This window comes from Oleiphilus sp. HI0079 (genome assembly GCF_001635105.1).
The window spans coordinates 1-13,825 of sequence record NZ_LWFT01001372.1 but is presented as its reverse complement, the minus strand read 5'-3'; the positions used below and the strand labels follow the sequence as shown (position 1 = coordinate 13,825).

The 13,825-nt window shown below is 41.8% G+C and carries 12 protein-coding genes; 5 read left to right on the top strand and 7 right to left on the bottom strand.

Going from position 1 to position 13,825, the window contains the following annotated elements:
- The first annotated feature begins 139 nt into the window (after positions 1–139).
- The 3 genes from A3750_RS23675 to A3750_RS23665 are packed head-to-tail and all read left to right on the top strand — an operon-like array spanning position 140 to position 3,383.
- Positions 140–1,261, top strand: a complete 1,122-nt coding sequence (locus A3750_RS23675) for a hypothetical protein (protein ID WP_156498894.1) — start codon at positions 140–142, stop codon at positions 1,259–1,261.
- A gap of 26 nt (positions 1,262–1,287) precedes the next feature.
- Positions 1,288–2,112: a hypothetical protein gene (locus tag A3750_RS23670; RefSeq protein ID WP_068548978.1), complete on the top strand. Its 825-nt coding sequence runs from the start codon at positions 1,288–1,290 to the stop codon at positions 2,110–2,112.
- Between the two features lie 44 nt (positions 2,113–2,156).
- On the top strand, positions 2,157–3,383 hold the full coding sequence (locus tag A3750_RS23665) for a glycosyltransferase family 4 protein (RefSeq protein ID WP_068548976.1): 1,227 nt from the start codon (positions 2,157–2,159) through the stop codon (positions 3,381–3,383).
- A gap of 21 nt (positions 3,384–3,404) precedes the next feature.
- On the opposite strand, the gene A3750_RS23660 is transcribed toward A3750_RS23665, so the two are convergent.
- From A3750_RS23660 to A3750_RS23640, 5 genes are all read right to left on the bottom strand, one after another.
- Entirely contained in the window at positions 3,405–4,874 is a 1,470-nt protein-coding gene (locus A3750_RS23660) for a lipopolysaccharide biosynthesis protein (protein WP_197475278.1), read from the bottom strand.
- Positions 4,867–6,012: a glycosyltransferase family 4 protein gene (locus A3750_RS23655; RefSeq protein WP_068548972.1), complete on the bottom strand. Its 1,146-nt coding sequence runs from the start codon at positions 6,010–6,012 to the stop codon at positions 4,867–4,869. The genes A3750_RS23660 and A3750_RS23655 overlap by 8 nt, the downstream gene beginning before the upstream one ends.
- Entirely contained in the window at positions 6,002–6,769 is a 768-nt protein-coding gene (locus tag A3750_RS23650; RefSeq protein WP_082873409.1) for a sulfotransferase family 2 domain-containing protein, read from the bottom strand. The genes A3750_RS23655 and A3750_RS23650 overlap by 11 nt, the downstream gene beginning before the upstream one ends.
- 40 nt (positions 6,770–6,809) lie before the next feature.
- On the bottom strand, positions 6,810–7,529 hold the full coding sequence (locus tag A3750_RS23645) for a glycosyltransferase (protein ID WP_068548970.1): 720 nt from the start codon (positions 7,527–7,529) through the stop codon (positions 6,810–6,812).
- A gap of 64 nt (positions 7,530–7,593) precedes the next feature.
- Positions 7,594–8,751 carry a glycosyltransferase gene (locus A3750_RS23640; RefSeq protein WP_197475277.1) on the bottom strand — a complete coding sequence of 386 codons (1,158 nt, stop codon included), beginning with the start codon at positions 8,749–8,751 and terminating at the stop codon, positions 7,594–7,596.
- A 124-nt stretch (positions 8,752–8,875) separates the two neighbouring features.
- Here A3750_RS23640 and A3750_RS23635 point away from each other — a divergent pair, with 124 nt between their 5' ends.
- Positions 8,876–10,534: a phosphoethanolamine transferase gene (locus A3750_RS23635; RefSeq protein ID WP_197475276.1), complete on the top strand. Its 1,659-nt coding sequence runs from the start codon at positions 8,876–8,878 to the stop codon at positions 10,532–10,534.
- A 117-nt stretch (positions 10,535–10,651) separates the two neighbouring features.
- Here the strand turns inward: A3750_RS23635 and A3750_RS23630 are convergent, their stop codons facing one another.
- Positions 10,652–12,193, bottom strand: coding sequence for a polysaccharide deacetylase family protein (locus tag A3750_RS23630; RefSeq protein ID WP_197475275.1), 1,542 nt, complete (start codon positions 12,191–12,193; stop codon positions 10,652–10,654).
- Between the two features lie 121 nt (positions 12,194–12,314).
- Between A3750_RS23630 and A3750_RS23625 the strand changes: the two genes are divergently transcribed.
- On the top strand, positions 12,315–13,529 hold the full coding sequence (locus A3750_RS23625; protein ID WP_068548961.1) for an ATP-grasp domain-containing protein: 1,215 nt from the start codon (positions 12,315–12,317) through the stop codon (positions 13,527–13,529).
- Positions 13,530–13,537: 8 nt separating this feature from the next.
- Here the strand turns inward: A3750_RS23625 and A3750_RS23620 are convergent.
- A partial coding sequence (locus tag A3750_RS23620; RefSeq protein ID WP_156498892.1) for a polysaccharide deacetylase family protein occupies positions 13,538–13,825 on the bottom strand: 288 nt, incomplete at its 5' end.

Genomic DNA, 13,825 nt, shown 5'->3' with positions numbered 1-13,825 from the left:
AGCTCACCTTAGACTTTTTCGTTTCGGTTTGTATCGCTGAGAACTTCAAATTGGCACATTGTTTATTCAATGCTAATTTAAAGGAGATACAAAGAGGGGAGTGCATATGAATTTCTTGAGATTAAGCTCTAGGACGCTCTTGGCGTTTTATTTTTCGGTTCAGGCTCAGATAGGATATACAGAGACTTTTTTTAAGGCTGATTTTGATACTGGTTCTATTGGTAGTGAAGGAGTTTGGTCTTGGGAGACGCCTTATTCACCTTCAAACGAATTTGGCATGATGGTTGGAGAAGGTGATATATATTCGGTCTCTAATGATGTCTCGTTACAAAGTGGTTATTCTTTAAGGTTGGATTTTGCTGGCCGAAATGGGTGGTGCAATTCCTGTGGGTCGGATAGCTATACGGTGTCATCTTCTTTGCCAGAAGCCGGCGCCAATTCGTTAGTTGTTGATGGCGAAGACTTTTCGACAATTCTCCCTTCAAACCTTAGGACAGTATTTAATAAATCTGATCGTTGGAGCGCATGGTCGGCATCCAATGTGATTGGTTCACAAGTTAGTTTTGTCGGCGACGCTCCAATTTCAAATTCAATGAATGGCAGCGCCCTTTTTAAACCAGGAGACGAAATAAAGGTCACAAAGGCTTGCGGGGTTGATGGCGTTGTCGGTGGTGATATCAACAGGCGCAATGATTGCAACCTGGCAATAAACTACTTACAGGGTATTTCCAACACCAACTTTGAGTTTGAAGGAACGTTGTCTAAAAGGTTTTATCTTTATATTGATGAAAATGCAGTACTTCCAAGTGTCGGTTTGAAACTCGGGTATAGTAAGTTTAATAGTGCGACGCCGATAGCATATGTTGATGTAAATCGCGACGAAACACTGATGGTAGATACAGCCTCTCCAAGCAGTCGTTTTACGGTTCGACAACTTCAGTTTGAACGTGGGCGTTGGTATTATCTAGAGGAGACTTTCATCCGCGAGAGCTCGAGCGCGGCTTCTGACGGTATTTATAGGCTTTATTTATCTGCTGCAGATGCAACGAGTACGCAGCCATTGGTTGAACGGACAGATATGAGTTATGGCGATATCAAGCAAATGTCTATCATAGGTAATTGGCAGCACTATAATGATGCCAGCGGTTATATTTATATTGATAGCGTTGAAATAGCGGATCACTATATAGGCCCTATTGATTATAAAGCTCCCGCAAACCCCCCTCCTGAAGGCAGCCTAAAGGGTACTGTTGTCCAATAAGTATATAGTACAAGGACTTTAATTTTATGATGGTTTCAGATGAGCTCGTGTTTTTAGAGCTCCATAAAACAGGCGGTACGCATATCGGCCGCTTAATGGAAAAATATCTAGGTGGACACAGAGAGGGTAAACATAATCGTTTGCCCGCTGAGTATAAAAGTAGATTTGTTTTTGGTTCTGTGCGAAACCCTTGGGATTGGTATGTTTCTTTGTGGGCTTATGGTTGTTTAGGTAAGGGTTCGGTCCATCAGCAGACAACCTCTCGTATTTCCCCTTTGTATTATTATCGTGAGCTTAATAAAGAAATGGGGCATGACTCTTTTGAGCTTAAGTATGCGGCGCGACAATGTGTTAATGATGTTTTTGTCAAAGATAGAGCTGCCTGGGAATGGTGTTATGAAGATGCGAATGACCCAGAGAAATTTAGAACCTGGTTACAATTAGTGCTTAACCCTGAAAACTCTTTAGACCTTCGTGAAGGCTATGGCTTCGCTAAAATCTCGAAACAGCATGGATTAATGACTTATCGACTTTTTAAACTGTTCACCAGTTTTGATTTGTTTAGTCTCGAAAATGCTGCGGTAGCGAATTTGGATAATGCTTGGAAAGATGAGCGAATCGTTGATTATGTTATTCGTAATGAGGAACTTGAAAAAGGTTTTGTTGCTGCGCTTGATAAGGCTAATTATGGGTTGTCAGATGAACATCGTTCTGAAATTTTAGGCGGCGCTAATAAGCGCACTAACGTCTCAAAGAGAGGAGAGAAAGAAGTATATTACGATGAAACTTCTATTAACTTGGTTGCCTCACGAGAGAGTTTTATTGTCGATACCTTCGGCTACCATTTTTAAGGAGTGGCTGGTGGAAAGCGTCAAAAAGGGATTGGGAGTTTTGCTTGACTAAAGTTTTGGTGGTTGCACCTAGATTCCCTGCTATTAATCAGCCGTGGATGGATACTTATCTTGCTCAGCTACAAATTCAAGACCTCCCGTTTGTTATCTATTCAGCAAATGAAAAGCCAGAGGCGTATCAACAGAAAGTAGATCAATTGGGCTTGCGTGAGCATGTTTTACCCTTCCGTTTATGTTCTGCTTGGCAGCTTGTTAGGCAAATGCTTTCATCTCCGGTGCAGTTCATTAAGCTATTTCTTAGTCAGAGTACTTCCAAGAAGTTAAATGGCGCGGCTAAGCTAGTGAGTTCCTTAAAGCGATTATATTTCGAAAAAAATAAACAATACTTTGAAGGTGTGTCGCTTATTCATGCTCATGAAGAAATTGCAGGGTATGAATTTCTGCACTTAGCTCGACTATTAAAGGTGCCTCTAGTGGTTACGTTTCATGGGTTGCCGCCGGAAGGAGTTGCTCAGTTATCGATGAGTAAAAGATCTGTGCTTTATAGGTTTGCATCTAAAGTTATTGTAAATACTAATTTCTCTAAAGATGAAGTAATTGGCTTAGGTGTTGCTGCAGATAAGGTCGTAGTACAGCCTCAGGGCTTGCCCATCCAGGATTTCCCTTATAGTCCTATGTTACCTCCTCAAAACGGAGCTCTACTACGTTTGGTATCAGTGGGCCGATTCCATAGAGGTAAAGGGCAGCACTACTTGTTAATTGCACTAAGGCGGTTAGTAAATGAGGGTGTTAAGGTTGAGTTAAATCTTGTTGGCGTAGGTTCTAGTGGTAAACAATGGTTGCAAAGCCTAACCGAGAAGTTGGGTTTACAAGATCGAGTGGCATTTCATGAGAATCTCCCAAGTAAGGATATATCCCTTCTGTTTAGGCGCTGTCATTTGTTTGTGTTAGCCAGCACTGTTAGTAAAAGTGGTGCTCTGACTGAGACGCAAGGGGTAGTGATTCAAGAGGCACAAAGTAGTGGTTTAATCCCTATTGTTACTAATGTGGGCGGTATTCCAGAGTGTGTCGCCGATGAAGAGAACGCGATATTGATAAAAGATCGATCGTCGAGAGCTATTTTTAATGCTGTAACAGGCTTAATTGATCGGACTGACGATTGGGCTAGGCTGCAGTCGAATGCTCGCCGTCATGTCGAAGAAAATTTTTCAGACAGAGTAATTGGTGAGCAAATGAGAGATCTACTGGTAGCACAAAGCAATAGTCTATAACGGCGTTTAACCATAGAGTGCCTATGTTCTATTGGCTTTTTTATTTAATAGCTTACCGAATAGGACGTTAGTTTCTGAGCGTATTGTGCTATCTGTTCTGATAATAGCAATGATAGTAAGCACGCTTGCTAGTAACAATGATGTTTTGTACAAAATTGCGGTTAGTAAACTAAGAGGCTGTAGTAATATTTGGTCGATCAGTAAGGCTGATAAACAAGTAACTAAAACAAGAAAGAAATACTTCCAAGTTACCCCCATATCATACTTCTGTTTCCCGCTGTAAACCGTAAGGCTGAGTTGAAATACCCCTCCAATTAACGCTGCGAAAGCTGCACCGATATAACCGAACTCTGGAATCAGAAGTATTAGCGGCAATGTGATAAATGCCGCCGATATGTAATTGTTGCGAGAGATTGTTTTAGTCGCTTCTGTTGCGAAAAAACTAAAATTAAAAAAGAAATTAAGTGATGTAAGTACAACGGCCAAAGAAAGTATGGGGACAACCTTAGCAGCAGGTAGAAACTCATCACTAGCCATAATATCAATTACGGGGAGTGCAAATAAGCTGGTTGCCAATGCGGCAGCTAGCAACACACTCGAAATATACGTAAAAATCTTTCCGTAGGTTTCTTGGGCGTTGGGCGCTTTATAGATTTTAAATCGCTCAGATTGCCATACTTGGCTAAATGGTTGCCAAATCAAAATCGACATTATCATAGTAAGTTTCACGGCGAGTTCGAAGTAACCAATGTCGTCTAGCGTGCTAAATTCACTCATGAAGTAGCGATTAGACGAGCCGTAATAAATAGCTGCAAACGCGCCGATCCATAAAGGCCAGCAGAACTTGAGCATTTTTATGGCTATGGTGCGGTCAAAGTGAAGTCCTGTTTTTAGCAGTGTAAATAACGTTAGTCCAAGTGCGAAAACCGTGCTTGAGATTGCAGCGCTGTAAGCAACACCTAATACGCCGAGCTCTAAATAAACCACGAAATAGATATTCAGGGTTAGTTGAGTGATGAGTTTAGCGATACTGATGGCAGTGAATAGCCAAGGGCGTTCAAGCAATCTGATATAGGTGAGAGCGTTATACTCGGCAGATTGGTTGACAATGAGTAAAGAAAACAAACCGATAATAATCGCGAAGTCTGAGGACTCAAACAGATAATCTGCGGTTATGTCTCGGGTAAATAATACTAGTATAGTGGCTATGATGCCGGCCAGTATAGTGATACTGAAGCCAGTAAATACAACGCTGTTTTTTTCTTTTAGGGTGTTGTAGTCATGATAGTACTTTGGTAGGGCCTGTGTTAGCTTTGCACCAAGTGTGACATCTACAAGGCCAATAAAGAACGTGATTAGAGCAACGGCCCCATAATCAGCAGGGCTTAGTACTTGCGTATAGATAGGTAGCATAATGATGCTTACTATTTTTTGCGCAATGTTGCCAATCGCGTAAATCGCTGAGTGCGAAAGAATCGTTGAGTTAGACACTTTGTGCAGCCTCAAACGCATTGATTAGTCTTTCATGGCTTGTGTCTAGGTTATAGTTGGCCTTTATACTTTTATGTGCATTAGCGCCCAAGCGTTTTCTCAGCTTTGAGTCAGTAGCGAGCCGCAATAGTGCGGATACTGCAGAATCTATTCTATTTCTTTCATAGACTAATCCTGTCTCGGCATCGCTAGTTGCGCCGCAAACAGAGGGGTTATCGGGCACAACAACAGGTAATCTTGCGCGCATGTACTCTAGAATCGAGAGCGAGTAACCTACCTCTCCTTGAGATGGGTGGAATGCAATGTCGGCTGCTGCACATGTATCGTCTAAGTTTGAAACCCTTCCAGGGAAGCGAACATACCCCCCAATACCTAAGTGCTTTGCTTTGTGTTTGAAGTGTTTGAGATCTGGGCCATCGCCACAGTATAAATACACTAGCTTTGTATCTGGGTTTTGCTTAATTAGTTGGGCCATGCACTCTAAAGCAAAGTCGATACCCTTAAACTTATTTGCCCTACCTGTGCCTATAATCACAGTGCTATCGTGCGATATATCAAACTGGCCTAGTACAGAGCGGTCTCTGCTAACCTCGTAGTAGGGTATGCCGTTTGGAATGCTGTAGCATTTAGATGGAGCGGCGCGATAAGTTTCGATAAGACGCGTTTTTACATAGTCGCTGGTTGCAAATAAGGCCGTTGCGCTAAGTATGGAGTTATTCACTATCGATTTTGCAAAACCTTTTAAGCCCGAACTTTTAGAGCGTTCGCCAGGAGTGTGGTCGTGCACGATAATGTGTTTTACACCAAATAACTTAAATACCGCATAGCGCCAATGGGTAACTTTTTGATCCGAAAAATACATCGTTTTTATGTGATGTTGACGAATAAATGAAAGTTGCCTAAAAAGGCTTGAGGGAGAACTGAGTGTGAAGTTAATGGTGTGGCACTCAATAGGCGCCGTTTCAATTGCTTGTGGCACAGTGCTGATGCTTGGGTATGCCAGATAGCTTTGAAAACTCGGTTCGTACTTTTGCGAGATGGCTCTCCAGAAACTTTCCATCAGCCACCATGCAAACCCTACGTTAGAGTCCCAGTTGGCAACCAATAAAATGCCCGGTTTAGTAGTTCTATCTCGCATCGACGAATGTCTTATTTCTAATTGTTTTACGGTTTATTCCGTTAAATTTATACCCAAAGTTGGTGATATCTTGGTAGTAAATCTTTCTCACCTTTTCGATGGTTTCTGGAGTATATATATCTAGATAGGATTTTCTTTTCGAAGCATTAGTGTGTGCTAGTTGCGCATTGATGTTTAGTTTTTTAGTGATCGTATCAAAGTCTTCATTTATCGTTTCGAAGTAGTATAAGTCGTCAATGATGGGTTTTCCGTGTCTATCACAAATAAACTTTGACTGCGGCCAAAAATGGATATGGCTCTTGAGTTGATCTTCTGAAAACCAATTCATCACAAAGTCATCAAAGCTTTCAATCTCTGAGAGGTTTTCGTTAGCCCAAAGCCGATCTTCATCATTCCAACCGCCTCCCTTTAGGTAGCTAAAGGCAGAGTAAAGTCTGTCCCAAGGGTTACGGACAAAACAAAATTTGTAGTATGCATTAAAAGTTTTTCGTCCGTAGATTACTCTGTACTGCTGTGCGGTGTAATGATAGGGCAGTTCTCCGTAAAGCGCTTTTGCCACTGACGTACCAGCCGATTTCGTGATGTGGACAAAAATGCTCTGAGTAGTATCGTAATGACGTAGAGAAAAATTTCCTTTATCTGATTTAAATACCTTTTTACGTAGCGTGCGCACTTCAGAGCGGTTTCTACGCTTATACAATAAAAACCTCCACTCAAAAGGCATGATATACTTGTATATTGTTTTGATTAAACTCATTAACAATTCGAACCCTATTTCTGCGATGACGGGTGGGTGTTTAACCCAAATTAAAATACCTTCTTACGAATGCGTCACGAATTCTGCATAGTAACGGAAGCTTTATATACAATGAGTAAGTAATTGAATTCATAATCACTCGATAATCTAGTTCCATGAGTGTTGTCCTGTTACCACGTAACCCTGCATAATGGATAAAGTAGCTATTAAAGCGCTCATAAAAGTCTTTGTTTGCTCTGGTAAAATTAAATTTCCTATCTAATTCTTCTAGTTTTGTCTTGCTTAGGTTTAGTCGATAGTTGAAGACGCTTTGGTCATTTAATCCCTTCTGATTGTTATTGATTTTCCATTGATGCCATCTTTCTATCAGTCCATCGTTGGAGTTTACGATATGCGCCTGATTCTTACCGATCAGCATGACACCACTATTAAAGTATTGGTTTGTCCAAGCTATTTCGCCGAGAGCTTTAGACAGGTTCCTCTTTTCTCGGCCAACATCTGGAAAAAAACGCTCGACAGGTACGGCAGCAAAAACATCTTCGCTTGCTGAAAATAGCTTGAATAGGTTGGGAGCCTTTGGCGTAATTAATATGTCAATGTCTATAAACAGAACTTGGTCATATTCGTTTAGCAGATTCTGAATCTGTGTCTTTGCGTACATAGGGGGAAGAGAGGATGAGTCAAAGCTTTCGATTACGACGAGATCCGCATCGCATTTCTTAGCATAAGGTTTTATGGTTTGCAGGGAGGTTTTAGACATAGCATTTGCCTCTTTGCCTATCACTATCGTTACAATTGCATTTTTATATTTGATCTTAGGCTCCTTAACTTATGCTTTGTTCTAGGTGTTTGCTGTAATGTTGGACATAACTTTGTAAGACTGTTTTGTGATCGTATTTATTAAAGCTATCGTTGTTCGTAGTGTTATGTTTTGTCCTTAAATCTAATAGCTTATTAGCGATAGTCTGGGGTGCGTTATTAGTAAGAAGCGAATCGTCTTCGTCAGCTAATATTTCCTCAGGCCCGCCACACTTCGTTGCAACAACCGGCAGCCCCGTCGCCAAAGCTTCGATAGTCGCAATTGAAAACCCTTCGCTGGAGCTAGTGAGTAAAAACATATCCATCTGTCCTAAGAATTCAGCGCTGTTGTCTTGAAAGCCAATAAAGTGAACGTTGTTGCTTACCTTTAGCTGATTCATGAGTTGCTTTAGCTCTGACATCAAAGGCTCCTTGCCAGTGTCGCCTGCGATCACAAAATGGTAATTCGGGTTATCTTTAACCACTAATGCAGCAGATTCGATTAGCACGTCATAGGCTTTGGCTGGGCGTACATTGCCTAGGCTGCCTACTAAAATGACGTTTTCATCTAAACCCAGAGAGGATCTTATGGCCTCAGAATCTCGCTTGAAGTACTTGCTAGTATCGATGCCGTTATAAATTACGACTGATTTGTCAACGTTCAGCAAGCCGGATTGTCTTATTTCTTCAAGCAGGCCTTCACTTACGGCGATAAATTTCGTGACGCCCGTATTGAGTATCCAAGCTTTCAGCTTTAAGAAACGTTCTGTTTTACTTACGTCAACCGCCCCATGGAATGTGGCAAATACGGGTTTACGGGTAAGTACCCCAGCCATCGCGCAATAGATGTTTGAACCGAGTAGATGTGATTGGATGATGTCTACGCGTTCTTTCTTTATGAGTGTGCACAGTTTTTTTAAGAAACGAACGTTGAAGCTACCTTTGCAGTCTAGGATGACGGTTTCAATGTTTCGTCGTTGAAGTTCCTCGAAAACCCAACCCTTGCCTCTAATCAAAGCAATGCTTTTAAAACCTTTATCGCGTAATCCGTCAGCGAGGTTAATAAATACCGTTTCCGCCCCGCCAGGGCCGGTAGTATCGATAACGTGAAGCACGGTTTTATTGAACTCGGTTATAGATGTAGTTAGTTCCATTGTTATCTTTTTTATGTTGAAGTATTTCACGTTTGATCTTCAGTTGCCTCCAATTATATATGAATACAAATATTGGTATAGTTATGTTTATAAGTGTGGCACGAAGCAATTTTGTGATCCGAAAGTACCGCTGTATGAGGAAGAAGTAGCAAGGATGAAAAAGTATAACAAACAAATATTAACAGCTCTTTTGCTTATTTTCTTTTTAATACCTGTTTGGGCTATGGTCCCAAACTTGGTTGAGCAAAAAGGCATGATTTCGGCGGTTTTTTATACCCTGTGGACAAGTTCTTTATTTGTTTTGATTGCAAGTTTTCTGCCTGCACGATTTTTATTTACGATTATTTTATTTTGTACCCCATTGTCGGCGTTTGAATTTGTTCATGTGGTTGAGTTTGACGGGTATACCACAATGGCAGCTGTAGCGTCGTTTTTTGAAACTAATCCAACTGAATCGTATGAGTTTATGCATGCGTATCGCTTTCATCTGTTACTTGTGGTTGCGCTAGTATTTCCATTATTAGTTGCGGTTTTTTTGTTACGGGCCAAGCTTCATTTAAAAGTAGGACTTTTAGCTGGCGTTGTATTTGGTCTTACACTAATTGTTTTTTTCGCTAAAACCGGAGTCGATATTCATCGAATGAGTGGAAACTTCACTTCGGGATTTAGTGAGCTTGGAAATCGATTGTGGAGTCATGCTTATCCATTTAATTATGTTACAAAGATGCAACGTTATTATAGTTACCGTGAAACCCTCGAAGCGTCTTATGAGATAAAGAAAGACTTTGTCTTCGGTGCAAAGAGTACAAGAAAGTTGGGTCAACGTCCTTTAGTCTTGCTTGTGATTGGTGAAACCTCTCGAAGAGTAAATTGGCAGTTAGGGGGGTACCCTAGAGCAACGAATCCGAAGCTTTCAGAATTGCGGAATTTGTTTTTCTTTCAAGATGTTATCACTTCTGCGACACACACGCGCGAAAGTATTCAACTTGCGCTCTCGCGTGCCACCCCAAACGACTTAGATAGAATCATCACTGAGAAAACATTAATTACTGCTTTTAGTGAAGCGGGCTATAAGACGGTTTGGATTTCAAATCAGAAGCAGGGGGGGGCCATTGATACACCAATTACTGCAATTGCCAAGGAAGCTGATGAGCAAGTTTTTACGAATAACGAGGGTGGTTTCGTAAATGTGTTCGATGAAGCGTTGGTTCCTGTTTTTGATGATGTTTTAGCGAAGTATTCTGATGAGCCATTGTTTGTCGTAATTCATACAATGGGAAGTCATGAAGTGTATCGTGAACGGTATACTGCAGAATTTGAGATTTTTCGGCCAGCATCCAGAGGTGACGACTACAATTTTTCAAGCCCAAATATACGCGAGAGACTGTTGAATAGTTATGATAATTCGATTTTGTATACCGATCATGTCCTCTCTATGTTGTTGAACAGTGTAGAGGCCACAAGTAGGATCGCGTACGCGCTCTATTTTTCAGATCATGGTGAAAATATTTTGGATGATGAGCATGGGCGCTTTGGGCATGGGGGGGTAGTGCCAACTAGATATGTAGCCGATATACCATTATTTGTTTGGTTGTCGGATCAATATATTCATGTGCGCCCTGAACTGGAAAAAAACCTAAATCTCAATTTGAGTAAACCTTTCTCTTTGACTGAATTATTTGGAACGATGTTAGATGCGGGGGGGATTGAATTGCCTCATTCAAATCAAGGCCTACACGCCATTTTTACGCCGAGAGAGCGTTATCTGATTAATACTGAGAATGAGCCCGTAAGATATGATGCGCTTGAATGAGGTTTTTTTGGATGAGTTCAGGTGTTAGTTTTTATCTTATCGTAGGATGAATCGAGTAATCTTTTGAGATGCTAGTATCAAAGCTATCTAGAGGGTTTGAGGCATCATATAACTCCTCTATATTTTTTCTGTGTAATAGCTAGCCTTTAATGTAGATGCCAGATTTTTAGTTGCTTGCTTGATAAGAGTAAAGCACTTGTCGAAATATTCTTCTGGGCGAGCCACTGGGTCATGTATATAAGCCCAAGGCTTGTCTGCCCAAAGGCCTAGCAGTGAGTATTGTACCTTGCTGACTTGGCGACTGTTTTGTTCGATGAGCTGAAGTTGCTCTGGCTCAAAGGCGATTAATAGATCGCTTTGTTCGACTATAAAGTCTTCAACTCTCGTTGTTTTATGTTGGATTATTGTTAGATTGTTTTTTCGAGCCCAGCGTTGCGCCTCGACACTAGGCGGGAATTGCTGCTCTGTTTTTAGGCCGAAAGACGCATGGCGCATAGTGGAGTTGGTCGCGAAAACTGCTTCTGCGATTGCGCTACGGTTAATGTTGCCTTTACAGAAAAACACAACCCGCTTGATGCTATCTAAATCCAAGTTTCGATACTTTTGATAGCGCCCGCTGAACAATTTCAATTGGTGTTTTAGCCATGTGAGCGAGGCCGCTTTGCCGCCATAGGCATTGATTAATATTTTGAGTGTTCTTAGATTGTGGAGCTTGATGAGCCAATTACTTTGGTCGTACCGATACAGAGCTAAGGGTGAACAAATCTCCTCAAGCTGCTTTTCATTCAGTGGGTAAGATATCCTTGGTATGGCATAGGCATCGCATTGATGGCTTGCGATGCCTTCTACTGTCGTAAACGCTAATGTAAATCCTGCTTCTTTTGGAATATTGAGCTTGTTGATGATTGAGTGGTCTTTACCTATTGGGTATGCAAAGCATTCAGTTTCAAACTCATTATTCTCAAAAAGAGGTTTCGCATTGTGTATCGCTTGTAGGCAGGTTTGGTCATCATTACTGGCTAGTATCAAGTGGCTGTCGGTATGGCTGCTAAAGCTTGCGCCTTGTTCTGATAGCTTAAGGATGTTTGATAGTGAGGCAGCCTCGAAACCGTTTTTAGTCGCTTTGGGAATCTCGACGTCGGCTGCTTTTGCAAAAGATTCGATCGAATCAGCTAAGCTCTTCTTATCCAAGAGTTCGCAGCGCGCTATGAAATCTCGTCTTGCCCAGGTTTTGTGCTCTCTTGTGTCGAAATAATAATGGAGCTTGCCACCTAAATGATCGAAATGGATGTATGGCTTTGCAGTGTGCTCAGCAATGTAGCGAATGCTTTCATCCCACGGGAGTTCTTGCTGTTCGATGAGCTTGCTGATGAGAAAAACAGCAGGTTTGATACCATGCTTTAAAAATGCAGGGACCATTTCGTTGACTTGGTCCGCATAACCATCGTCAATCGTCACTAGTAACGCGTTGGCAGGGAAGGGCGTTTGCGATGTTATATAGTGCTTAAATTCTTCTAGCGATAAAAAACGAAAGCCTTTTGTAAGAAACAGCGCTATAGAGTTTTCAAGCCAGGTTGTTTCAATCCCTGAGATTCCCATTGCTGGGTTTGCAATGCGGTGCAGCATTAATACGCGACAGTAGCTCTGTTGTGCTTCCATTTTTTCGTGGATTCCGACATTCTTTATGTTTGTTGCTATTCTAAGAATAGAGCGTTCGTTACTGAAAGCCATTATAAATTGTTTTTCCTTCCTTGCGGTTAGGGCTTTAAAGGATAAGAGCTTGTCTACTGTTTTAGTGTTAGATGCAAATCAGCGCAGTGCGCTTAGTGTAACTCGCTCTTTGGGCCGTGCTGGGGTTCAGGTGGTTTGTGCAGATGTTGGCAGCGATACTTTAGCTGGCGCTTCAAAGTTTTGCGCTTATTCGGATAGCTATCCTGATCCAGGGAATGCCCAAGCATTCATTGAACGTATTAATGAGTTAATTGAGCGATACAACGTTGAGGTGCTTTATCCCGTAGCAGAGATAACGGTTTACACACTTTTAGAACATGTTGATAAGCTCAAACCTGTGACGTTGCCGTTCCCTGCTTTAGATACTGTAAAAAGCCTAAGCGACAAAGGCGCTTTGGTTAAACTCTGCCAGCAGCTTGGTTTAAACGTCCCAGCTAGTGATTACTTTAGCGGCCTACAGGATTTTGAACAAAGCCAAAAAGAGTATTCATTCCCTGTTGTTCTCAAGCCCACGTTCTCGCGAATTAAACCTGATGGAGTTGGTTCGCATGGCTCAGATGATTTCAATGGCTTGGGTAGTGATGGTTGGATCAATACATCTGTCACCTATGCGCATTCGAGAGAAGAACTCGTCTCTTTAGTAAGCTCAACGCTTTATTTTCGTGATTACCCCTTTATGATTCAGGAATATATCGAAGGCTACGGTAGCGGTGTTTTTCTTTTGTATAACAAGGGTGAGTATGTAGTGCATTTTGCCCATAAACGCCTTCGTGAAAAGCCTCCATCAGGGGGCGTAAGTGTTTTAAGTGAGAGTGTTGAGGCTGATCCAGAACAGTTATCTATTGCGAAGCAGTTGCTTGATGCGGCGAACTGGCATGGCGTTGCGATGGTCGAGTTTAAGGTTGATAAGCAAGGGAAGCCTTATGTAATCGAGGTGAACTCGAGGTTCTGGGGGTCGCTGCAATTGGCTGTGGATTCAGGTGTCGATTTCCCAGCGCTTCTGCATAAAGTCTCCTTAGGTCAAACTGTTGGAAGCATTGCTCCATATAAAAAAGGTGTTCAGTTGCGATGGTTGTTAGGGGATCTTGATCGGCTTTACTTGGTGCTCAAGAGCCGTGAGTATTCTGTTGGTGTGTTTCTTAAATCGTTTTTGAAATTCCTTTTGCCTTGGAAACCGAAGCGTCGTTTTGAAGTGAATCGTTTAGGGGACATAAAGCCTTTTTGGCGAGAGCTCAAGCGATACCTTGAGTCTCTTAGATCGTGATTTTAGTTTTAGACGAATAGCTTACTTCTTATCTTTGTTTGTGTATGAGACGAGTCCTCATGCACCCCAATTCTTTTCAGCAGGTGCGATTGAATTTTTTGTGGCTGGTTTATTCCTGTTTGCGTGGTAACTGCAGCAAGATACCTTGATTCAACAAGTTCTAGTGCGTTTTGGCTGGTGTCACCGTTGGGGTAGCAGAATGAAGTAGGTGCTGTTCCTATATTCTGCTTTATGTCGTCGGCACATCCGATGATCTCATTTTTTAAACGATCCGGTCTTACCTGATTGTTTAAGCG